At 32.3% G+C, this 25106-nt stretch carries 17 protein-coding genes and 1 tRNA gene; 10 read left to right on the top strand and 8 right to left on the bottom strand.

From position 1 onward, the window contains the following. The first annotated feature begins 47 nt into the window (after positions 1 to 47). Complete coding sequence (locus VDP25_RS08085) at positions 48 to 4943, top strand: reprolysin-like metallopeptidase (RefSeq protein ID WP_334468578.1); 4896 nt, start codon at positions 48 to 50, stop codon at positions 4941 to 4943. Positions 4944 to 5035: 92 nt separating this feature from the next. Here VDP25_RS08085 and VDP25_RS08080 read toward each other — a convergent pair whose 3' ends face one another. The 3 genes from VDP25_RS08080 to VDP25_RS08070 form a co-directional block, all read right to left on the bottom strand. Next, complete coding sequence (locus VDP25_RS08080; RefSeq protein WP_334468576.1) at positions 5036 to 6838, bottom strand: M1 family metallopeptidase; 1803 nt, start codon at positions 6836 to 6838, stop codon at positions 5036 to 5038. 2 nt (positions 6839 to 6840) lie between these two features. Beyond that, entirely contained in the window at positions 6841 to 8445 is a 1605-nt protein-coding gene (locus tag VDP25_RS08075) for a S8 family peptidase (RefSeq protein ID WP_334468574.1), read from the bottom strand. 100 nt (positions 8446 to 8545) lie between these two features. Beyond that, positions 8546 to 9406: an MBL fold metallo-hydrolase gene (locus VDP25_RS08070; RefSeq protein ID WP_334468572.1), complete on the bottom strand. Its 861-nt coding sequence runs from the start codon at positions 9404 to 9406 to the stop codon at positions 8546 to 8548. 195 nt (positions 9407 to 9601) lie between these two features. Here VDP25_RS08070 and VDP25_RS08065 point away from each other — a divergent pair, with 195 nt between their 5' ends. The 3 genes from VDP25_RS08065 to VDP25_RS08055 all read left to right on the top strand — a co-directional run bounded on the left by VDP25_RS08065 (position 9602) and on the right by VDP25_RS08055 (position 12462). Continuing rightward, entirely contained in the window at positions 9602 to 9922 is a 321-nt protein-coding gene (locus tag VDP25_RS08065) for a DUF202 domain-containing protein (protein ID WP_215927401.1), read from the top strand. 82 nt (positions 9923 to 10004) lie between these two features. Beyond that, positions 10005 to 11855, top strand: a complete 1851-nt coding sequence (locus VDP25_RS08060; protein WP_334468568.1) for a cation:proton antiporter — start codon at positions 10005 to 10007, stop codon at positions 11853 to 11855. Between the two features lie 352 nt (positions 11856 to 12207). Then, entirely contained in the window at positions 12208 to 12462 is a 255-nt protein-coding gene (locus tag VDP25_RS08055; RefSeq protein WP_334468566.1) for a hypothetical protein, read from the top strand. Positions 12463 to 12523: 61 nt separating this feature from the next. On the opposite strand, the gene lepA is transcribed toward VDP25_RS08055, so the two are convergent. Continuing rightward, complete coding sequence (lepA, locus tag VDP25_RS08050) at positions 12524 to 14320, bottom strand: translation elongation factor 4 (RefSeq protein WP_215926322.1); 1797 nt, start codon at positions 14318 to 14320, stop codon at positions 12524 to 12526. 308 nt (positions 14321 to 14628) lie between these two features. On the opposite strand from lepA, the gene VDP25_RS08045 reads away from it, so the two are divergent. Beyond that, positions 14629 to 17055: an outer membrane beta-barrel family protein gene (locus tag VDP25_RS08045; protein WP_334468564.1), complete on the top strand. Its 2427-nt coding sequence runs from the start codon at positions 14629 to 14631 to the stop codon at positions 17053 to 17055. Here VDP25_RS08045 and VDP25_RS08040 read toward each other — a convergent pair. Beyond that, entirely contained in the window at positions 17052 to 18155 is a 1104-nt protein-coding gene (locus tag VDP25_RS08040) for a TolB family protein (RefSeq protein WP_215926318.1), read from the bottom strand. The two genes, VDP25_RS08045 and VDP25_RS08040, sit on opposite strands and share 4 nt — an antisense overlap. 151 nt (positions 18156 to 18306) lie before the next feature. Here VDP25_RS08040 and VDP25_RS08035 point away from each other — a divergent pair, with 151 nt between their 5' ends. Together VDP25_RS08035 and VDP25_RS08030 are read left to right on the top strand one after the other, a co-directional pair. Beyond that, positions 18307 to 19551 (top strand): M28 family peptidase, encoded by a 1245-nt coding sequence (locus tag VDP25_RS08035; RefSeq protein ID WP_334468561.1) that lies wholly within the window; start codon positions 18307 to 18309, stop codon positions 19549 to 19551. 177 nt (positions 19552 to 19728) lie between these two features. Next, positions 19729 to 20412, top strand: coding sequence for a hypothetical protein (locus VDP25_RS08030; protein WP_215926314.1), 684 nt, complete (start codon positions 19729 to 19731; stop codon positions 20410 to 20412). 92 nt (positions 20413 to 20504) lie between these two features. Here the strand turns inward: VDP25_RS08030 and VDP25_RS08025 are convergent, their stop codons facing one another. Continuing rightward, the gene (locus VDP25_RS08025) at positions 20505 to 21038 is read right to left on the bottom strand and encodes a hypothetical protein (RefSeq protein WP_334468559.1); all 534 of its coding nucleotides are present in this window, start codon (positions 21036 to 21038) and stop codon (positions 20505 to 20507) included. A 77-nt stretch (positions 21039 to 21115) separates the two neighbouring features. Here VDP25_RS08025 and dusB point away from each other — a divergent pair, with 77 nt between their 5' ends. Next, positions 21116 to 22108 carry a tRNA dihydrouridine synthase DusB gene (dusB, locus tag VDP25_RS08020; RefSeq protein ID WP_215927399.1) on the top strand — a complete coding sequence of 331 codons (993 nt, stop codon included), beginning with the start codon at positions 21116 to 21118 and terminating at the stop codon, positions 22106 to 22108. Positions 22109 to 22197: 89 nt separating this feature from the next. Here the strand turns inward: dusB and VDP25_RS08015 are convergent, their stop codons facing one another. Then, the gene (locus VDP25_RS08015) at positions 22198 to 23400 is read right to left on the bottom strand and encodes an ABC transporter permease (protein WP_334468557.1); all 1203 of its coding nucleotides are present in this window, start codon (positions 23398 to 23400) and stop codon (positions 22198 to 22200) included. After that, entirely contained in the window at positions 23401 to 23799 is a 399-nt protein-coding gene (gene rbfA / locus VDP25_RS08010; RefSeq protein WP_215926308.1) for a 30S ribosome-binding factor RbfA, read from the bottom strand. Between the two features lie 117 nt (positions 23800 to 23916). Here rbfA and mce point away from each other — a divergent pair, with 117 nt between their 5' ends. Both mce and VDP25_RS08000 read left to right on the top strand, forming a co-directional pair. Continuing rightward, a complete protein-coding gene (gene mce, locus VDP25_RS08005; RefSeq protein WP_334468552.1) occupies positions 23917 to 24321 on the top strand; it encodes a methylmalonyl-CoA epimerase in 405 nt (134 codons plus the stop codon). Between the two features lie 81 nt (positions 24322 to 24402). Continuing rightward, positions 24403 to 24476, top strand: a tRNA-Ile gene (locus VDP25_RS08000). The last annotated feature ends 630 nt before the right edge of the window (positions 24477 to 25106 follow it).

Raw genomic sequence — 25106 nt, 5'->3', positions numbered from 1 at the left:
TATTTGAGAGAAAACTAAATCGCACCATTCTAACCTTTCCTACTTTTATGTCTAAAAACTACTTCGCTTTTATAGTATTTATAGTATTATCTATAAATATAAGCGCACAAGATTCTTATTGGTTTCAAACCGTAACAAAACACTCAAATATTACAAAAGATGAAGTTCCTTTAGAGCATATAGAGTTTAATTTAAATACTGCATCTCTGCTTAATTTTTTTAAAAAGGCTCCTAACCGCTTAACACAAAAAAGATCTCAAATAGTGATTTCTTTACCTAATGAAAAAGGAGAATTAAATAGCTATCAACTATTTGAAGCTTCAAATTTTCATCCAGAACTAGAAGCAAAATATCCTCAAATAAAAGCATATATTGGAAAAGGTATAAATAATGGGGCTACTGCGCGTATTAGTTATTCACCTTCATTAGGATTATCCGTTTCTATTTTTAATCTCGATAGACCAACAACACTTATAAAGCCATTAGATTATAATAATGGTGTTTATGCTGTTTTTTCAAGAAATGAATTGGATGAGTCAAGTTCAGATTTTGAATGTACCACCATAGAATCGGCAAGAAGAGAAATAACATCATCTGGTTTAACAAATAGAAATGCAAATGATAGTCATTTAAGACTTTACAGAGCGGCTATATCAACAACTGGAGAATATTCGCAATTCTATCTTGATGGTTTTGAAACAACAGATGAAGAACGAAAAGGAAAGGTGTTAGCTGCAATAAACCAATCGTTAACGAGAATCAATGGTATTTTTGAAAGAGATTTTGGAGTGACTATGCAGTTAATTTCAAATAATGATGCGATAATTTTCTTAGATACTTTTACAGATCCTTACAATGTTGATAATTTAATAATTCAAAATACAATAGATACAATTATTGGTGATTCTAATTATGATATAGGTCATTTATTTGCCTATGAAGGTTCTATATACGGAAACGCAGGTTGTATTGCTTGTGTATGTACAACAGGTTCTAAAGGAAGTGCATATACAGTACATAGCAACCCTAATTCTGATCATTTTAATTTAATTGCAAGTCATGAGTTTGGACATCAATATGGTGGCTGGCATGTGCAAAGTACCTTAAATTGTAGAAGTTCTAATGAACTTCAAGAAGTAGAACCAGGTAGTGGGAGTTCTATAATGGGATATGCTGGTATCTGTTCACCTAGCGTACAAGATAATCCGGATGATTATTTTAATTATGTAGATATTAGAGATGTTGCGCAGTGGACTATAAATGATAGTTCTTGTGCACAACTTACAGGATTAACTAATACTGCTCCTATTGTTAGCGCAGGTAACGATTTTACGATTCCTATGTCAACAGCATTTATTTTAGAAGGCACAGGAAGTGATCCTGAAGGAGACCAAATTTCATTTTGTTGGGAAGAAAACGATCCAGAAAACCCTTTTAGTAGTGATACTCCACAACCAACAAGGCAATTTGGCCCTATGTTTCGTTCAAAGCTTCCTGTAGAAAGTCCTAACCGTTATATGCCACAATTATCAGATGTCGTTAATGGTAACTTAACACCAACTTGGGAGGTTGTACCTTCTGTAGCAAGAACAATGGATTTTGTTCTTACCGTTAGAGATAATAATCCAAGTGTAGGACAAACCGCTTCAGATGAAATGACAGTTACTGTTACCGATACGGCAGGCCCTTTTATTGTAACGTCTCAAACGACAAACGAAGTATGGAATGTAGGAGAAAATACAACAGTTACTTGGGATGTTGCTAATACAAATGTGGCTCCTGTAAATGCTACTGAAGTTGATATTTTCTTATCTATTGATGGAGGTTTTACATATCCTTACACAATAGCAACAGGGATAGCAAATGATGGGTCAGAAATAATTAATATTCCAAACGTTCCAACCACAACAGAGGCAAGAGTTATGGTTAGAGGTGCAAACAGTATTTTTTATGCTATTAATAGTTCTAATTTTGAAGTACAAGCATCTGAATTTGTAATGAATTTTACAGAATCAAATATGACGGTTTGTAAACCAAACGATGCCGTTTATAATTTTACATATAACACCTTTCTAGGATTTAATGAAACTACTGTTTTTTCAGCATTAAATCTTCCGGCAGGTGTAACAGCTACTTTTAGCCAACCGTCTGCATCAGGTAACAATACTAATATACAAATTACTATAAGTAATACGGCGTTAGTTGCTAATGGTTCTTATGATATAACAATAAACGGAACTTCAGATTCTGCACAAAAGAACTCCATAATTACATTAGAACTCTATGATGTTAATTTATTAGCACCTTCGCTTCAATTTCCAGAGAATAATGAAACCACTGTAGATGTTAATAGCATTTTTACGTGGCAAGAAGACATTAATGCCTCTAGTTATAACATTGATATAGCTTTAGATCCTAGTTTTAATACAATAGTTTTATCCGAAACTACTCTAATTAATTCATACAATGTCTTAGGATTAGATTACAGTACGGTTTATTATTGGCGAGTTAAAAGTGTAAATGATTGTGGAATAAGCGACTATTCTAATGTTAATGAATTTATTACGCTTTGTGTTGCCCCTAGTAATATACTTATAACTGATATCATGTCAGATTCTGTTGAAGTTAGCTGGCTAGAAAACGGTAATGCCACCACATGGGAAATAGAGATTGTTGAGGATGGCGATTTACCAACAGGTGTTGGTGTTTTAACTTCTAATAATCCATATAGCATAAGTAGTTTAAACTCGTTTACAACTTATGATATATATGTAAGATCTGAATGTGGAGGTGATAATAATAGTGCTTGGATAGGTCCTTTAAGTTTTACTACAGCAGCTAATTTTTGTAATGGAGATCATTTTTATGATTCTGGTGGTTTAGATGGTGATTACTCAAGTGGAGAATATATTACTACGGTTATAGCACCCTCTGCCGGAAATAATAGCGTTACCGTTACTTTTAACGAGTTTCAATTAGAAAATAGTTACGATTATTTATATATTTATGATGGCCCAGATATAAATGCATCATTTTTAGGGCAATTTACAGGAACTGCAAACCCTGGAACTTTTACTTCGTCACATCCTTCAGGAGCTTTAACATTTGTGTTTTTCTCAGATGGAAGTGTTACAGGCAGTGGTTGGGATGCTACGGTTACATGTCAATTTATCACATGTCCAGATCCTATAGACTTAATAGTGAGTAATTTGATGTTCAATTCAGCCGATTTAAGTTGGACAGCTATTGGTAATGAAACAACTTGGGAGCTTGAATACGGTTTAACAGGTTTCTCTCAAGGAACAGGAACTCTTATAAATACAAGTATTAATCCAACAACTTTAACAGGTTTAAATGCGTCTACTAGTTATGATGTTTATATTAGAGCCAATTGTGGTGCAAACTCAGGAGAAGATGATAGTAATTGGTTAGGACCAGTAACCTTTACAACGATGTCAGACTTTTGTAGTGGAGATCATTTTTATGATTCAGGAGGAGCAAATTTGAACTACCAAAGTGGAGAAGACATTACAACAGTTATTGCTCCTTCTGAAGGTTATAATAGTGTAACAGTTAGTTTTAATTCATTTCAATTAGAAAACTGTTGTGACTATTTAAGAGTTTACGATGGCTTAGACATTAATGCTCCTTTTCTTGGTCAGTACAATGGTTCTACAATTCCAGATTCGTTTACTTCCAATAATCCTTCGGGAGCTTTAACATTTAGATTTACTTCAGATGGAAGTGTTACGCGCAGTGGTTGGGATGCTACGGTGATTTGTGAGACTATTATTTGTCCTGATGTATCAGACTTTTTAGTAGAGAATGTGTCTTTGAGTTCTGCAGACCTAAGTTGGATTGCTGGAGGTAGTGAAATAACGTGGGAAATAGAATATGGACCATTAGGTTTTACCCAAGGCGATGGCACTAGTTTAATATTAAATGCAAGTCCATATACTTTAGATAACTTAGACCTAGACACTACTTACGATATTTATATTCGTGGAAATTGTGGTATAAATTCAAGTGAAGAAGATAGCAATTGGATTGGACCAGTAACATTTACAACCCTAGACATTACAAGTCCAGGTATTTTAGTTGCTGAACTCACAGATGAATTACAAGGTGAAGTGACTTTAAATTGGGGAGCAATTGCAAATTTTACGGGCAGTTGGTTGTTAAACTTTAATCACGATTGTAATAGTAGTTACTCTCAGATAGAAATTATTTTTTATGAGAATTACACGTTTTTTATTCCATCAGAAGATAACTATGGAACTTGGGAAATGATTGATAATCAAGTAATATGGACTTATGATGAAGGTTTTCAATACTCAGGTGTTATAACAGGAAATTATATGGAAGGAACAAATGATAACGATGGTTGTTGGTATGCTGATAAAATAGTAGACTCTAACTATACTAGCTATGTCATTGGAAACTTATCTAGTTTAGGATGGGTTAATACAAATGTTAATGAGGATATTTCTATAACATCAACAATTACATCAACAGCATTTGGCTTTTTAGAGTATAACATTTATAGAAATAACGAATTTTTAGCATCAACAACCGAAACAACATACATAGATATGCTTCCAAGTTTTGGTACTTACGATTACTATATTACTTCTGTATTTAGTGAAGGAGAATCTGAAGCTTCTAATATTGAAACCATTGTTTGGGAAAACTTAAATGTGAAAGAGAATGAACTTGAAGGAATTGAGATATTTCCTAATCCTACAGAATCTGTATTAAACATTAATTCGGCAATACCTATTGAGTCTATTGAGGTTTTCTCAATATTAGGACAAAAATTAATGTTTATCACTTCAAAAAACACTAAAAATCAATTGGATATGTCACCTTTAGACGTTGGAACTTATTTTGTAAAAGTTTGGTCTAACCAGCAATTTAATATTTATAAAGTGATAAAAAAATAAGTACACTAACTTAATTTATAAAGAAAAAGCGCAACGAAAGTTGCGCTTTTTTTATAATGTATATAATAGTTTATTACACTAAAGTACTTAAGTTACTCCTTGGTAATTGTGTTATTCTTACGATTAACATCTGCCATCATCTGAGAAGCATCAATCTCAACCGATTTTACGGCTTTTTTAGCTTCAAATGAATAGGTTGGTATTGCCCAGGCCCAATCTTTAATAATAGTTGCTGAGGTAGGCTTTTCTCCACGCATCATTTGTAGCGGAATATAAAATTCTTCTGTTGAACCATCTGTATAAGTTACAGAAAGATCTATAGGCATTGGCATAAGACCAATACGCTCTAAAGTGATTGTTTTTCCTTCTACAGCTTTTACTCCATAATCTATTGTATTTGTAGTTTGAGCAAAATCTATAAAATACCAATCCAGTTCTAAATCTGTGATGCGTTCGGCTGTTCTTATAATATCAAATGGTTTCGGGTGTTTAAACTTAAAATCTTCAAAATACTTTTTGATGGTTTTATCTAAGTTGTCTTCTCCTATAACATAGCCTAATTGTGCTAAAAATACAGCACCTTTACTATAAGCTGCCGCACCATAAACTCCATTTAATGCATAACGATCAGAGTGTGTTGTTAAAGGTTGTTCAACTCCAGAATTTGCTAAAGCTAAATACCCTCTGTAAGATCCAGAAAGCGGATTAGATTTCTTATTTTCACTAAGAGAATTCATAGCTAAATTAGAAATATAACTTGTAAAACCTTCATCCATCCACTCGTGTTTAGATTCGTTGCTAGCTAATAAAAATTGAAACCATTTGTGAGCTAACTCGTGTGCTGTTACACCTAATAAGCTTCCATATTTACGTTCGCCTGTAATTAATGTACACATAGCATATTCCATACCTCCATCTCCACCTTGGATTACAGAATACTGATCGTAAGGATAGTCTCCAATGTTTTCGTTAAAGAAATCCATTAATAAAGCAGTATCAGATTGTAACTTTTTCCAGTTGTCTAAATAATTTTGCTCTAATGTTTTCTTATAGTAAAAATGAAGCAATGGCCCATTTGGCATTTGTAACGTATCGTGAATATAATCTGGATCTGCAGCCCAAGTAAAATCATGCACTTTTGGCGCTTTAAAATGATGGGTTTTCTTTCCAGATTTTAAAGTTGGTTCACCTTGTAAATACCCTGTACCACCAACGACATAAGCTGCATCAATAGTTAACTTTACATCAAAGTCTCCCCAAACACCATGAAATTCTCTTCCTATGTAAGGATCGGCATGCCAACCTTCATCATCATATTCTGCTAACTTAGGATACCATTGTGACATGGATAAGGCAACACCTTCTTTATTATTTCTACCAGAACGACGAATTTGAACTGGGACTTGGGCATCAAAATCCATATCAAACGTCACTTTTTCTCCTGGTTGAATAGGCTGATTTAACTTTACTTCTAAAACAGTACCAACAGTTTCGTAAGAAATAGCTTTTCCGTTTTGTAATAATGAATTGACTTTTATATATCCAATTTCATTAGGTTGAAGTTTACTAATACGATCACCAACTCTAGGATCTGGATCGTTAATAGTACGTGAGCGAACATCCATTTCACTACCAGGTTGAAAGGCATTAAAATATAAATGGTAATACACGTGATTTAATACATCTGGCGAGTTATTAGTGTACACTAGCTTTTGCTTACCTTTGTACTGATAGTTATTGACATTCATGTCAATTTCCATAGTATAATCTACATGTTGTTGCCAATAGCTATTTGTAGAAGCTTTTATTGGATTAGAATCTTGCACTGTTTTTCCTGTGGCGCCACAAGAAAAGACTAATGCAATAACAAAAAAGCTTAATAAAAAATTCTTCATGTTTATTTTAATTTAGAAGCCATAATTAATGCATTGTAAGCATTAACTATTCTGCCAGATTTTGATATATCTGAAAAAGACTTAACGTTAGAAGCATCTCCACCCACAACGACTTTAGTTGTTAATGGTAATCCAGACTCTAAAATCACTTGTTTAACTTGTGCAGCAGATAATTTTGGATAGTAAGAACGTACTAAAGCAGCAACGCCAGCAACCGCAGGAGATGCCATTGATGTTCCACTATTTGGCTCATATTCATTTTCTGGAGTTGTAGAATAAATGTCAGAACCAGGAGCAAAAACATCTACATTCTTTTTTCCATAATTAGAGAAACCAGAAACGATTTTAGATCCGTATTTAGATGTTAAAGAGCCAACTCTAATATAAGTATTTGATATTTCAACAAAATCAACATTATCATCTGGAAAATTAGGTGCTACGTCTACATTTTCACTAGAGTTACCAGCTGCATGTACAAATATGACATCATTATCTGATGCGTATTTTATAGCTTCTCTCACTTTATCTGCATGTGGAGAAAACGACTTTCCAAAACTACCATTAATTACTTTTGCGCCATTATCTACAGCATATCGTATAGCTAAAGCTACATCTTTGTCGTATTCATCTCCATTAGGTACAGCTCTAAGAGACATAATTTCTACATTATTTGCTACTCCATTAGCTCCTTTTCCATTGTTGCGTTCTGCAGCAATAATACCAGCAACGTGAGTACCATGAGATTCTGATTTTTTTACCGGTTTTACGTTTCCGTTTCCGTAACCTATTTCAGAAAAATCATTGATATCATCTCCTGTTGTACGACCCGAAAAGTTTTTATTTAAATTAAAGTTTAAACGTTCGTTAATACTTTCTAAACCGTTATTAATTTCTTTTTTTGCTTCAGCTAATGATAATCCATTACTGTTCATTTGATTTGCAATTTGAATCGCTTGAGACAGTGCTTGATCTTCTGTTTTAATAGCATTAATTTCATCAATTGTGTAATCACTTTTCCCTAAGTGCTTAGTTAAAGTTTCGTCAGCACCATTTATAGCTTGTGCAAATTGATCGTATTGTGTTTTACGTCCTAACCACAATTGGTAATCTTCTTCATATTTAGCTTTTGCTGCTTCGTAACTTGGGTTTGAAGTATCTCCAGAGGCTAAAATACGTACATATTCTAATTGTTCATCGTAAGCATCTCCTAAGAAATTCCAACCGTGTACATCATCTATATAGCCATTATTATCATCGTCTTTTCCATTATTTGGTATTTCATCTTCATTGGTCCAAAGTACGTTTCTTAAATCTTCGTGATCAATATCAATACCTGAATCTATAACAGCAACGATAACTTTTTTTCCTTTTTTATTTTTAATGATTTCAGCATAAGCTTTGTCAACACTCATACCAGGAATAGTATCTTTTACAAGGTCTAGGTGTCCCCAATTTTTTTTCTCTGCATCAGTTAATGCTGTAACTTTTAAAGGTGAGGTGTCTATGTTTTCGATTGGTGTAGAAAGAATTTCTCCTGTACTACCACATCCTAAAAAAAGTGTTGCGGAAAATCCTAAATAGGCTATTAATCTGTAATTAAATTTCATGTGTTCTTGTTTATTGTTATTGATTTGTCACATACCATTTACAATTCATAAACATTCCTTTAGGTGGTAATGTTTATGAGGTGCTTATTGCATGTGTGTTTTAGTTAAATAGTGTGTTTGTTGTAAAAGTTTCGTTTAGTCTTACTCCTTTTTCAGTATGTTTTACGGTTATAATTTCGTTATGTGCATCGTGTTCTAAAAACAAGTAGAAGTTGTTGTCTGCAGCCATATTTAAAAACAATTCTTTTTCGTCAAGAGTTAATAAAGGTCTGGTATCATAACCCATTACAAAAGGTAATGGTAAATGACCTACTGTTGGCAATAAATCTGCCATAAAACAAATGGTTTTTCCTTTGTATTGTATCATCGGAATCATTTGTTTATCGGTATGTCCATTGGCAAAGAAAATATCAAAGCCTAATTCGGAATTTTTTAAAATAGGATTGTCTGGGACAGATGTAAATTTTAATTGACCACTTTGTTCCATTGGTAAAATGTTTTCTTTTAAAAACGAAGCAACTTCACGTCTGTTAGGTTCTGTTGCCCATTTCCAATGGTCTGCATTACTCCAAAAGTGCGCATTTTTAAAAGCGGGTTCATAACCTGTTCGGTCCTTATTCCATTGAATACTGCCTCCACAATGATCAAAATGAAGGTGGGTCATAAAAACATCAGTAATATCATCACGATGAAATCCATGAGCAGCTAATGATTTATCTATACTATCATCTCCATAAAGAAAATAATAACCGTAGAATTTATCACTCTGTTTGTTGCCCATTCCTGTATCTATTAAAATAAGGCGATTGCCATCTTCAATTAACAAGCAACGTGCAGCAATATCTATCATATTGTTATTATCAGCAGGATTGGTACGTTGCCATAAGGATTTTGGTACAACACCAAACATGGCTCCTCCATCGAGTTTAAAATTTCCGGATTGAATTGGATATAATTGCATTTGCGAAATTTTTATATAGTCTTGCAAATTACTAAAAGCTTTAAAACTAATTGTTGTTAGTCTTAATAAATTAGAGGATATTTAACAAATAAGAAGAATGTGGCTTTTGGCTGTTCTAAAAAATAATTACATTTAGATTGAGAAAAAGAAGTTTTAATGAAACGCACATCAAAATCACCTTTAAAAATTAAGAATATTAAACTTTTACGATTTGGACGCGATTTTGAACCAGACCAAAAAGTTATTTTACGAGATTATTTAGCTATTGAACGCACACGTTTAGCTAATGAGCGTACACTTTTATCTTATATTCGTTCTTCATTATACTTGTTATTGGGTGCTATTGCACTTTATCAATTAAAAGAATTTGCCAATTTTAAATACTTAGCACTCACGGCTATAATATTTAGTGTGGTCTTTTTTATTATAGGTGTTTATAGGTTTACGTTATTAAAAAAGAGTTTGAAACGTGTGTATTATAAATCGGAAGAAAAACAAGAAGATAACGACCAATAATTCTCGTATAGAATCCTTTCATAATTTCATGATAAGCTTTCTATAAAAATAGAATTTGTATTTTCACACAAAAAGAGAATAAATGTTAGAACTAGCCGGAATAATAATTCTTGGAATATTAGCCCAATGGGTTGCTTGGAAATTTAAAATACCAGCAATTTTACCCTTAATTTTAATCGGACTTTTAGTAGGACCAATTGCTGCTGAATTTTTAAGTGAAGATGGTTCTAAATGGATAGAACCCATTTGGAATGGTACCAAAGGTTTATTTCCTGGTGATAGTCTTTATTATTTTGTATCACTTGCTATAAGTATTATTTTATTTGAAGGAGGTTTAACCTTAAAACGCGCCGAAATAAAGAATGTAGGCCCTGTAATTACTAAGTTAATTACCGTTGGTTCTGCCATTACGTTTTTTGGTGCTGGTATAGTAGCGCGTTATACTTTTAATCTAAGTTGGGATTTATCTTTCCTATTTGCAGGCCTTATTATAGTCACAGGACCAACAGTAATTACACCTATTTTACGTAATATTCCTCTTAAAAAAGATGTATCTACCGTTTTAAAGTGGGAAGGTATTCTTATAGATCCTATTGGAGCCTTAGTAGCCGTTTTGGTATTTGAATTTATAAGCGTTGGTGGTGATAGTGGTTTTACTAAAACAGCTTTAATGGAGTTTGGTAAAATTGTTTTATTTGGTACCACATTTGGTTTTACGTTTGCCCATGCCTTGGCTTTTGCAATTAATAAAAAATTGATTCCTCATTATTTGTTAAATGTCGTATCGCTTTCAACTGTATTACTCGTTTTTGTAGAATCTGAATTATTTGCACACGAGTCTGGTTTATTAGCTGTTGTAGTTATGGGAATGGTGTTAGGAAATAGTAAGTTAGAAAACTTAAAAGAATTACTTTATTTTAAAGAATCACTAAGTGTATTATTAATTTCTATATTATTTATCCTCTTAGCTGCAAATATTGATATTGATGATTTATTGTTGCTTTATACATGGAAAACGGCGATTCTTTTTGCTGCTGTTGTCTTTATAATTAGACCTTTAGCTGTTTTTGTAAGTACTCAGGGTTCTAAACTTAATCTTAATGAAAAACTGTTTATAAGTTGGGTAGGACCACGTGGTATAGTTGCCGCAGGTATTGCGTCACTTTTTGGAAGTAAATTAATGAGACAAGGTGTTGAGGGTGCAGAATATATTACACCTTTAGTATTTATGATTGTTTTAGGAACGGTTTTATTAAATGCCACAACTGCGCGTTTATTTGCACGATTAGTTGGTGTGTTCTTAACAAAATCTAATGGTATTTTAATTGTTGGAGCTTCAAAATTATCACGATTACTAGGGCATTATTTAGAATCTAACGGAAGACATGTGGTATTGATTGATAGCAATCAAAATAATATAGATAAGGCTCACGAATTAGGTCTAGAAGCTTTAAATACTAATATATACTCTGATACGCTTTCGGATAATATTGAATTAAATGACGTTGGTTACATTATGGCAATGACTGGAAATTCAGATATAAATGCCTATGTGATTGAAAAATTTGGTAAAGAATTTGGAGAAAATGGATCGTATAGGTTGGTGACATCTGACGAAATGAATAGTCCAGAGAATAGTCCAAAAGAAGGTTTGTTTTCTCCAACAGATGATTATATTAATTTAACTGAGGTAACTCGTAAATATCCAGCTATTCAAGAAATAGAAATAGATAATAAGGAACATTATGTAAGCCTTATGGAAATGGCGAGTAAGGATAAATATATGATTCCGTTGTTTTTAAAAGATGACGAAGGAGAACTTCATATTATTTCAGTTCATAATATGGAAGTGCCAGAAATAGGCCAAGATTTTAAGTTGGTGTATCTGGGAAAACCCTTTGATGTAGAAAAAGTGGCTAATGAAGAAGCTTAATTAAGGCTCTTATAGATAAATTAAGATAGCCTGCTAATAGCGTTTTTAAAAGCGATTTAGATATTTTAGTATACCAGCTGTATTGGTTGTTCAGGCAGAATCTATTTTGTATTTTCATCTGTAATAGATCGTATTTATTAAAATTATATTTGTTTTTTAACATTTTTTTTGAATTTTTTAAAACGCGATAAAGCCTTTATATAGTTGTTTTCCACGGCTTTAGTAGGTGTAACTTTATAGTATATAGGGAATTGCAATCATAAAAGGTCTGAAAATACTTGTCAATTACTTTTGTTTATGTTTTAAATAGTGCATATTTGTTAAAATTTTTAACAAAAATCAAATCTTAATTATGAAAAAATTTATTTTATCTTTTGCTGTAATTGCTGCTATCGGATTCACATCATGTTCTAGTGATGATGATAATGGAGGTAATGACGATAATGGGTGTGTAACTTGTGATGGTTACGAAATTTTAGGACAGTCAGTTCCTGCTATGGAAGTTTGTGAAGGCGAAAACGGAAACGCTTTTGTTCAAGGTGAAGACACTGAAACAGCTTTTGATGAATTTATTGCAGGATTAGAACTTATTACTACTTGTGATTAATTCTTAATCAGTTAATAATATATAAAAAGCCGTAATGACATGTCATTACGGCTTTTTATTTTTAATCATTCAGCTTTAAAACAGCCATAAATGCTTGCTGAGGTATTTCTACATTACCTACTTGTCTCATACGTTTCTTACCTTTTTTCTGCTTTTCTAACAGCTTACGTTTACGAGAAATATCACCACCATAACATTTTGCGGTAACATCTTTACGCAATGCTTTTACAGTTTCTCTAGCAATAATCTTTGCACCAATAGCAGCTTGTATAGGAATATCAAATTGTTGTCTTGGTATTAATTCTTTTAACTTTTCACACATCTTTTTACCAATGTTATGCGCGTTATCTGCATGTATCAAAGCCGAAAGGGCATCAACAGGTTGTGCATTTAATAAGACGTCTAATCTTACTAATTTAGAAACTTTCATACCAATTGGATGGTAATCAAAAGAAGCATAACCTTTAGAAACAGTTTTTAAACGATCATAAAAATCGAAAACAATCTCTGCTAATGGCATTTCAAAAATTAACTCAACACGTTCTGTAGTTAAGTACGTTTGGTTAATAATCATACCACGTTTTTCAATACACAAGCTCATTACGTTACCAACAAAATCAGATTTAGTAATAATTGTTGCCTTAATAAAAGGTTCTTCAACACGATTTACAGTTGTTGGTTCTGGTAAGTCACTAGGATTGTTAACAATAAAAGCCTCATCAGGATTTTTGTTTGTATAGGCATGATAAGATACGTTAGGAACTGTAGTAATTACAGTCATATCAAATTCACGCTCTAAACGTTCTTGTATAATTTCCATGTGTAACATGCCTAAAAATCCACAACGGAAACCAAAACCTAAAGCAGCAGAACTTTCTGGTTGAAACACTAAGGAAGCATCATTAAGCTGTAGTTTTTCCATAGAGTTTCTCAACTCTTCGTAATCTTCTGTATCTACAGGATATATACCTGCAAAAACCATTGGTTTTACGTCTTCAAAACCTTCAATAATATTGGTTGTTGGATTATTAAAATCCGTAATAGTATCACCAACTTTTACTTCTTTTGCGGTTTTTATTCCTGTAATTAAATAGCCAACATCGCCCGCTTTTACACTTTGTTTTGGGACTTGGTTTAATTTTAAAGTACCAACTTCATCTGCATAATATTCTTTATCTGTGGCAACGAATTTAATTTTTTGTCCTTTTTTAATTTCACCATTAAACACTCTAAAATAGGTTTCAATACCTCTAAATGTGTTGTAAACGGAATCAAAAATTAAGGCTTGAAGCGGTTCATCTACATTGCCTTTTGGAGCAGGAATACGTTCTATAATTGCTTTTAAAATATTTTCGACACCAAAACCTGTTTTTCCACTAGCATGAATAACTTCTTCCGGATCACAACCTAAAAGATCAACAATATCATCAGTAACTTCTTCAGGATTTGCACTTGGTAAATCTACTTTATTTAAGACTGGAATAATTTCTAAATCATTCTCTAAAGCCAAATATAAATTAGAAATAGTTTGTGCTTGTATGCTTTGCGCAGCATCTACAATTAACAAAGCACCTTCACATGCAGCAATAGATCTAGAAACTTCGTAAGAAAAATCTACATGGCCAGGAGTATCAATAAGATTGAGTACATATTTTTCTCCTTCATACACGTAATCCATTTGTATGGCGTGTGATTTGATAGTAATACCGCGTTCGCGCTCCAAGTCCATACTATCTAAAAGTTGGGCTTGTTGTTCTCGAGCGGTTACAGAACCTGTAACATCAAGTAAGCGATCTGCTAGTGTACTTTTTCCGTGGTCAATATGTGCAATAATGCAAAAATTACGAATGTTTTTCATGTCTCTTTTCTAAGGCAATAACTAATTGGCAAAAGTACATGAATTTTTTCATTTGAATTTTGTAAGTTTTCAAATTAAATAAATTCTATGGGCTAGCGAAGTGATTACTGAAGTGAAGCTGAATTTTATACTTTTTAAGTTTAAAAAATTAAGATTTTACTGAAAAAATATAATCGATTTCTTGCGCTTTGCGAGATCAAAAACCAGAATAAAAACAGTTGTAAAATAAGAGAAAAGGTTGCTCTATTGCGGAAAAACCGCAATCAAAAGTGAAAAACAATTTATATATTGCAAGATAAACCTATTTCATGATTGTTCGCCTACGTTATTATTTAAGTGTATTTCTTTATACACTATGTTTTATGGCTTATGCACAAGATTTTTCAATTTCGGGACAGGTTATGGATTTAAATAGTAATCCTATTGCCCTAGCAAATATGATTGTTTTAGCTGAAGATGGCAGCACTTTTTTAAAAGGAACATCAACTGACGATATTGGACATTTTAAGATTGAAAACCTTGTTTCAGACACATATGTCATTAAAATTAGCTTTATTGGTTTTGAAGATTTTACACAACGAATCATTTTAAGAGGCCATTTAGATTTAAAGAAAATTCAACTTATCGAAATTCCCGAAAATTTAGATGAAGTTACCATAATTGCTAAAAAACCAACGATTACACGCAAACCAGACCGCTTAATTTTTAATGTCGAAAACACCGCATTAAGTGAAGGTTCTACGCTTGGTGTTTTAAAAAGTACGCCAGGAATAATTGTATCTGAAGGTAGTATTAATATTAAAAGTTCTCCTGCAACAGTTTATATAAACAACCGTAAAGTACAATTGACTTCAGAAGAGTTAATACAGTTGCTTGAAAGTGCACCAGCAAATAGTATAAAGTCAGTTGAGGTTATTACAAATCCGCCAGCAAGTTACGATGCAGATTCTGGTTCTGTAATTAATATTATAATGAGTAAAAACTTGGCAACAGGCTACAGAGGAAGTGTGTTAGCAAATTATACACAAGGTGTTTTTCCTCGGTATAACGCAGGAACGAGTCATTATTTTAAAAACAACAAAATCAATCTTAATTTAAACTATAGTTATTCTCAAAACAAAATCAATAGAAATCAAGATGATACGGTTAATTTTTTAGATAATTTAAATGAAATTGAAGAAATCTGGACATCTAATATTAATAGAAACACATGGTCTCAAACACATAACCTTAACCTTAATTTCGATTATTACATAGACGATAAAAACACCTTGAGTCTTACAAGTACAGGTTTATATACACCGTATTTTAAATATCAAATAAGAAATAAGACAAATATTACAGACGAAGACTTTGTTTATAAAAAACGCTTTACCTCAGATAATTTATCTAGAGATAATAAGTATAACATTGGTACAGATGTAATCTTTAGCCACGCTTTTGAAAATAGTGCTTACTTAACATTTAATGCGCATTATACCATTTACGATTATGAGCGCGACCAAAATGTACTCACTAATAAGTTTGATGTTAATAATATATTTGAAGGTACTTCGGAGTTTAATTCAATAGCCAATCAAAACACCAATATTATAACAGGAAAAATAGATTATAGTTTACCAATTAATGAGACTTCTAGTTTTGATGCAGGAGTAAAATATTCTAATGTAAATACAGACAGCGACATTACAAAATTGGATATAGTTGGAAATTCAGAAGTCATAGATGTTAATAATACAGATGCCTTTATATATGATGAAAAAGTGTTTGCTGCCTATTCCAATTATATTAAATCTTGGAATAAATGGGAATTAAGTCTTGGTCTTAGAGTAGAACAAAGTTATATTGAAGGCGAGTCGCTTACATTGGGAGAAACCAATACGCAAGATTATTTAGATTGGTTTCCTAACGTAAGTTTATCTCATCAAATTTTAGAAGAAACTAGTGTATATGCAACGTACAAACGCAGTATAACAAGACCAAGTTATACAGATTTAAACCCGTTTACATTTTTCTTAAACGAGAATACCGTTGTATTGGGTAATCCTAATTTAGTACCAACCTATAGAGATCATTATAAAATAGGGACTAATTTTTTAGAGCATTTTACTGTTGAAGCTTATTATATGAATTACGATGGTGATATTGTAGAGCTACCTCGTCAAAATAACCAAACCAATGAAATTGCTTTTACTCCCATAAACCTAGATAAAAAAGTAGAATATGGATTTGATTTTGTTTTTGACTATTATCCAACCAGTACTTGGAACCTCTATTTTGTAACCTCTTTTTATAATATTTCTGAAGAAGCAAATTTTGGAGACGATTTTGTAAAACAAGATCAATGGTCTAACTACAGTATTTTACACAATAGTTTCTCTTTTTTAAAAGACCAGAGTTTAAATGCGAGTTTAACCTTTACTTGGGTGGGTAAAAACTTGCAACAATTTCAATCTGTTGAAGATCGTTTAGTTTCTGAGTTAAGTGTTTCAAAATCTATTTTAAAGAAAAGGGGAGTTATCTCATTGTCTGTAGAAGATTTTTTCAATCTACAAGACCAAGAAACGTCAACAGATTATCTCAACCAATTAAACTCTAGCTTTGTAGATTATGATAATAGGTATATTAAATTAGGTTTCCGTTATAATTTTGGAAATACGAAATTAAAGACCAATGAACCAGATCCAGATCAAGAAGAACTAGACGAACGTAAGCGACTTAAAGATTTAAATTAATCTTGCCATTCTGCAATAAACAAGTTGGTGTCTCTACCACCTCCATTATTTCTATTAGAAGAAAAGACTAAGTATTTCCCATCATTAGAAAATACTGGAAATGCATCAAAGGTTTCACTGTGTGTAACACGCTTTAAATTCTTGCCATCAATATCAATTAAATACAAATTGAAAGGAAATCCACGTTCAGATTCAAAATTAGAAGAGAACAATACTTTCTCACCAGAAGGGTGAAAAAACGGACTCCAATTGGCGTTACCTAAATCTGTTAATTGGCGTAAATCAGAGCCATCTGCATTACAGATATACAATTCCATATCGGTTGGTTCAACTAAACCTTCAGCCAATAAATCTTTATAGTTTTTAATTTCTTCTTCCGTTTTAGGACGCGAAGAACGGAAGATTAATTTTGTACCATCTGGAGAAAAGAAGGCTCCACCATCGTAACCTAATTCGTTAGTAATTTGTTTTACATCGCTACCATCAATATTCATGGTATATAATTCTAAATCGCCACTTCGTGTAGACGTAAACACAATTTTATCACCTTTTGGAGACACGGTTGGTTCTGCATCGTAACCTACTTCGTTAGTTAATTGTTTTACAATATTACCTTCTAAGTCGGCTACAAAAATATCGTAGCTATCGTAAATAGGCCAAATGTATTTTCCATTTTTTCTTAGTGGAGTTTCAGGACATGCTTCATCTCCAAGATGCGTAGAAGCATAAATAATATGTTTGTTATCTGGCATAAAATAAGAACAAGTAGTTCTTCCTTTTCCTGTACTTACCATAGGAGGAGCAATACTATCTGTAAATGTTTGGTTGGCATCCATGATAAACATTTGGTCACATTCAACTCCCCATTTGGTATTATTAGATTGAAACACGAGTTGTTTATCGTCAAAACTCCAATACGCTTCAGCATTATCTCCACCATAAGTCACCTGTCTTAAAGACTTAAAATGGGTTTCTTCAGGATAGATTAAAGAATCGTATGTTTTAGTAGCACCAGAAGTCGCTTCGGTTGTTGTATTGGTCTCATTTTTACAAGAAGAAAGAGTAAGGAGTAGAATTAAAATTGTGACGATTCTGTTCATAATAAAGAATTATAATAAGTGACTTTTAATGCCTAATTTTGTGCAAAAGTAAGATTTAAAGATGAAATAAAGCACGAAATATTGCGGATTAATAAATCCTGTATTTTATGATAAAACACATTTTTAAAGAAAATTAAAACGATATTTCGAAATGAAAAAAGCACTAATTTTATTAGCATTAGCGGGATTTATATCCTGTAAAAACGAACCTAAGGTTGCTGAAAATAATATTAAAGACGATGTTACATTTTTAGCTGACGATAAATTAGAAGGTCGTCAAACAGGCACAGAAGGAGAAGTTTTAGCATCAGAATATCTTATTAAGCGTTTTAAAGAAATTGGAGTGCAACCAAAAGGAACAGATGGTTTTTTACAATCGTTTTCTTTTAAGCCTAAAACAGATCCACATAGCGAAGTAGAATTTACAACAAATGCAGACAGTACAATAACGGGCCACAACGTCGTTGGCTTTATAGATAACAATGCGAAAACAACAGTGGTTATTGGTGCGCATTACGACCACCTAGGTTTTGGAGGAGAAGGCTCTTTATATCGAGGTGAAGATAAAGCCGTACATAATGGAGCAGATGATAATGCGAGTGGAGTAGCAGTGATGCTAAATTTAGCGAGTAGATTAAAAGTAAAAAATGACCAGTCTAAAATTAAAGATAAAAACAACTACTTGTTTCTAGCATTTTCGGGTGAAGAAATGGGATTATTAGGCTCTAATTATTTTTCCAAAAACCCAACTATTGATGCAGCATCTATCAATTACATGATAAATATGGACATGGTTGGCAGAATGAAAGCCGATAGTACTTTGGCTGTTTACGGTACAGGAACGTCTCCTATGTTTAAACAAACATTAAAATCTAATAATGATAAATTTAAATTGGTTGAAAACGAAAGTGGAGTAGGTCCAAGTGATCATACGTCTTTCTATTTAATTGATATTCCTGTATTACATTTCTTTACAGGACAACATGAAGATTATCACAAACCAGGTGATGATGCCGAAAAGTTGAATTATGAAGGCATGAATTTAATTTCTGATTATATCTACAATATTATAGCAGATTTAGATGATAACGGAGAATTGGCGTTCCGAAAAACAAAGAATGAAAGTGAAGAAACACCGCGTTTTAAAGTAGGTTTAGGAGTTGTACCAGATTACCTATACGACGGCAAAGGGATGCGAATAGATGGTACTCGAGAGGATACACCTGCATTTGCTGCTGGTTTACAAAAAGGTGATGTCGTCCTTAAACTAGGAGATAGTACTATTACTGATATGATGAGTTATATGCGTGCTTTATCTGTTTTTGATAATGGAGATGAAGCTGCTATTACGGTAAAACGTGGAGAGGAAACAATTGATACTAAAGTACAGTTTTAGGAGGCCTACGAAGCATTTGTTTTACTAATAACTCTAACCATGCCATATATACAGCATTGATAGAATTGTAAATTATACACAAAAGTAAAGGAGAGTATAATATTAGTTAATTTAGTATAAATTAGGTTTTTAATAAAGATAGCGTACTTTTACTCCCAACCTAAAAACAATTCTACTTTGAAAAAACTATCAATTTTAACACTTTTATTAGCTACTATTATGTTTTCTGCTTGTAGCAGTGACGATTCGAGTTCAGAATCAGATGTAAATAATGATGATTATTTATATTTTATTTCTGGAAAGATAAATGGTGAACCATTTGTATACGGACAAAAAGAAACGGCAACAACATTAGATTACTCATTGTTGTTCTCTGGAAACTCAATTACAACAACTTGTGCTTACTATCCAGATAATGGTGGGTTAAATTACGCTATAGGTGTTTATCCTAATTTTGATAATGAAGCAAGACCAAATATGAGTTTTGATTTCATTCGTATGTATTTATGTGGATCAGAAGATTCTGCAGCACAAATGTTCAACGATGCTTTTCCTGTAAGTTCTTATGATTATGCTATAAGCGATAATGTAGTAAATGGTTCTACAGGAGATGTAAGTGTGTCTTATTCTCCAGATTCTACAGTAGAAGAATGGTACTCAACCTTAGGTGGAGATCAAAGCGGAAGTAATTTTGAAATTACAAGCTCTACAAATACTAACGTAACTTTTGGTGCACAAACCATAGAAATAAGTCAGTTGCTAGAAGGAAACTTCTCTTTAAAATTATATAATACAGAAAATCCAACTGATGTTATAGAAATCACTGAAGGACAGTTTAAATTACCTATGACATTCGATTAAGTTACATCATAAAATAATAAAAAAAGCCTTTACAATTTGTAAAGGCTTTTTTTGTCTTATAAAACGTTAGATCGTTCTAAAATCATAAAGCATTAAACACCTAATATTTCGGCATCTACTCTAAATGTTGTGTCTATTGTAATATCGTGTGTTTCGTTAATGGTTTCATCTGTAACAGTTCTAACACGCAGAGTAAAATTATCTTTTTTAATGTATGCTTTTAATTCTTCGCCTAGAATATCCAATTCTAGAGTGCTTGAATTTGTGTTTTCTAAATCATAGATATTTGCAATTTCAACTTCATCAATATCTTCTGCCTCAATATATACATGAATTTCCTTCAAAAAATTAAAATTACCATCGTCTGGAGAATTAATTGTAAGTTTTATTCGCTTTAGTTTAATACTTTCAATTAAGTCTTTATGTGTGTTGTTAATTTCAAATGAAGATTCAGAATCCGTTGTAATATCTGGAGTAAAAAGATTAAAAGGAGTGTTTATTAATGTTGTTGAAGCAACAGAAAAATTAGTTTGATAATCTAAATCAAATTTAGTTAACTCGTCTATAACACTACAGTTTGAAAGTAATATAAAAGCTATAAAAGGTAAAAGCAGGCTCTTTTTCATATTAAGATTTTGGTGTAAATATACATTTTAAGAAACTAATGAATAAAAACCTTAATTTTGCACCAAAATTAGAACTCTTGGTTAAAATAGGCGACATAGAATTACCAGATTTTCCATTGCTTTTAGCACCTATGGAAGATGTAAGCGATCCACCGTTTAGGGCACTTTGTAAAGAACAAGGAGCAGATGTGGTGTATACCGAGTTTGTGTCTAGTGAAGGATTAATTCGTAATGCAGCAAAAAGCGTTATGAAATTAGATATCTATGAAAAGGAACGTCCTGTTGGTATTCAAATTTTTGGAGCCAATATGGAAAGCATGTTACAGACTATTGATATTGTCGAAAAATCGAATCCAGATATTATTGACATTAATTTTGGTTGTCCGGTTAAAAAGGTAGTCTCAAAAGGTGCAGGAGCTGGTATTTTAAAGGATATCTGCTTAATGGAACAACTGACCGCCGAAATGGTAAAACGCACCAATTTACCAGTTACTGTAAAAACCAGATTAGGTTGGGATCATGACTCTATAAAAATTGTTGAGGTAGCAGAGCGTTTGCAAGATGTAGGTTGTAAAGCTATTGCAATACACGGTAGAACTAGAGCGCAAATGTATAAAGGTGAAGCCGATTGGAAACCTATTGCTGAAGTTAAGAATAACCCTAGAATGCATATTCCTGTGTTTGGAAATGGAGATATTACCTCTCCTGAAAAAGCAATGGAAATGAGAGATTCTTATGGTTTAGATGGAGCAATGATAGGACGAGCAACTATTGGAAATCCTTGGTTTTTTAAACAGGTAAAACACTTTTTTGAAACGGGAGAACACTTAGCACCAATTTCTTTGGCTGAACGTGTTGATGCAGCCAGAAGACATCTTCAAATGGCAATAGATTGGAAAGGTGAAACTCTAGGTGTTTTTGAAACGAGACGGCATTATACCAATTACTTTAAAGGCATTCCACACTTTAAAGAATACCGAATGAAAATGGTAACTAGTGATGATTCTGCAGCTGTATTTGCAGCCTTTGATGAAGTGTTAGCTGCTTTCCCAGATTATCAGTTTGAGTAGAGTAGAAGTGCTACTAACGAAAAGCTAACTTTAAAAAAGTAGCCGTAATTATTACTCTGTTTTTTTGGTCTTTTATATACGAGTTTTACCTAACTTTTAATTAAACTAGGAGTGATACGTTGTGACGCAATTCTAGAGGCTATAATTCCTAAAGCAAAAATCGTTGCAAAGACAATTAACACATTAAAAAAGTTAAACTTAACAGGGTAGGCTAAATCTGGAGTAAGCATTATTAATTCAAAAGATTGCTGAATAAATACAACAGCTAATCCTATCACTATACCAATTATACCGCTTACAATTGTCATTAAACTGCCTTGTAAAAAGAAAATGGATTTTATGGCTTTGGTTTCTGTTCCTAAATAAAATAAGGTATTAATTGATTTCTTTTTATCTAAAACCATCATAATAATAGCACCAATAACATTGAATAGTGAAATGATAATTACTAAAGTGAAGATGAGGTAGATCGCAAGGTTTTCAGTATTCAACATTTTAAATAATGCATCATTGAGTTCTGCTCTATTTTTAATGTTAAACTTATTTCCATAGGATGCTTCAAGTTGATCTCTAATAGCATCTTCATCGGCATCAGGTTTTAATTTAAGTTCTAAAGCACTCAATTGTCCTTCGTTATAACTCAACAATTGCTTAGCGAGTTCAATATTTGAAAATATATAATTATTACTTAACTCTTCGTTAATTGTAAATAAGCCAACATTATTTACAAAAACAGAATTGTAATACCCTTTTATAGAGCTAGCTTGTCCCTTTCCTACTTTTGGTACATATAAAGACAATGGTTTTAAGAAATCAAAAACACCAAAAGATAAATTGTCAGAGATTCCCGAGCCAGAAACCACATCATTACTTTCAGGTGTAAGCCATTTACCTTTAGTTACCATTGCTTCAATGTTGGTAACATTTAGGTAGTTTTTATCTACTCCTTTTAGGGTCGCAATAAGATTTTTATTTTCGGATCTAATAATAATACGTTCTTCTATAATTTCAGAATAATTGGCGACGCCTTCAATTTTTAAAAGGGTTGCTTTATCATTTTCTGTCCATATGAAAGATTTACCTTCAGAGGGTATTAATTTTAAATCTGGATCTACGAAAGAAGAGAATTTAAGACTAAAATCTTTTAATCCTGAAAAAACTGAGAGTACAATAAAAAGTGCTGCTGAAGCAACAATAACTCCACCAGAAGCAATTAAAGTCATTATATTAATAGCATTATTACTGCTTTTAGAAAACAGATATCGTTTTGCTATATATAAAGGGAAATTCACTTAAGATTTTTTACGCTTACCTAGTAAATCTGGATTTTCTAATGGGTTATCTTCTCCTTTTAGAGAACGTTCAATGCCATCAATATATTCTAAAGAATCGTCTATAAAAAATTCTAATTGTGGCATACGTCTTAATTGATGACGTGTACGCTGAGATAATTCGTGTCTAATAAGCGGTTTATTAGACTTAATTCCTTCTAATAATGCTTCTGCTTCCTTATTCGGAAAAATACTAAGATATACCTTAGCCATAGACAGATCTGTAGTTACATTTACTTTACTAACAGAGATGATAACACCACGTAAACCGCCATCAGTAGCTGCTTTTTGTAATACTTCTGCTAAGTCCTGCTGTAGGATGCCTCCTATTTTTTTTTGTCTTTGTGTAAATTCTTCCATGATGATTATTATAACTAATCATCTGCAAAAGTAGAGGTTATTTAAGGATTATCTTATTTTTGAGTGTAAATTATTAATGAGATTTCTGCTTTTGCGGAAACTGAATCAAATTTTTAGATGAAAAAAATAGAACATATAGGCATTGCTGTAAAGGATATAGAAAAATCTAATACGCTTTTTAAAGCCTTATTTGGTGAAGACCATTATAAGATTGAAGATGTAGAAAGTGAAGGTGTAAAAACCTCCTTTTTTAAATGCGGCCCTAATAAAATTGAATTGCTTCAGGCTACTAATGAAGCGAGTCCAATAGCCAAATTCATTGAAAAAAAGGGAGAAGGCATGCATCATATTGCCTTTGCCGTTGATGATATTGAAGCGGAAATACAACGCTTAACGGCAGAAGGTTTTACCATGATTCATAAAAAACCAAAGCAAGGAGCCGACAATAAGTTGATTGCTTTTTTACATCCAAAATCGACGAATGGAGTTTTAATTGAGCTATGTCAAGATATAAAGGGTTAAAAATTCTTTGACAGTTTTAAAATATGTAGTAATATTGCAGACTCTTTTAAATAAGAGATAAAATTAACAGCAATGTTAATGGGTCCCATAGCTCAGTTGGTTAGAGCACCTGACTCATAATCAGGTGGTCCTTGGTTCGAGCCCAAGTGGGACCACAAATAAAAAAGCTTCATAGAGTTTACCCTCTTTGAAGCTTTTTTTGTAATCAATTAAAAAAGTAATGTTTTTTATCTGTTAGAAATCATTCAATTACTAATTGGTATTATTGAGTTTGGCTAAATTCGCTTTAGATAGCCGAAAATTTGAATAGTCTTCTTTATTGAATTTTTTAAGAAAGAGATACTATCCTTTTTTCTCTCTTAAATATAAATATTCAGAAGAATAAATTCCTAATAATAGTTTCCACCCAGATACATTTGAGCCCAATTCTAATAGTGTTGTTTCGTTTTCTTTAGTAATGCTTTTTAGAGGTGTTGTTTTACACCAATCTATTTTTGCGTAAATTTTATTTTTATCAGAATCGACTTTAAAAAATTTAGTTTATCCATCTCTAATTGTATCCACCATTTTGTTATTAAAATAGATTTTAATGGCTCTTGCTTTAATCTGGTAATCACTATTTCGCGTTTATTCATGCTAATTAAATACGGTAGTAATTTAAGATCATTGATTGCCACTGATCCTAATTTCGTAAATAAACGTTTTTTCGTGTCTTGACACAACGATTTGCGTATCTATAAGCATTACGTGAAAAGATCTACTTTACATTATTATAAAACGTAATG

The organism is Winogradskyella sp. ECml5-4 (assembly GCF_036903175.1).
Taxonomy (GTDB): Bacteria; Bacteroidota; Bacteroidia; order Flavobacteriales; family Flavobacteriaceae; genus Winogradskyella; species Winogradskyella damuponensis.
Note: the sequence above shows the minus strand (reverse complement) of the source record. Positions and strands in the feature narration are given on the sequence as shown.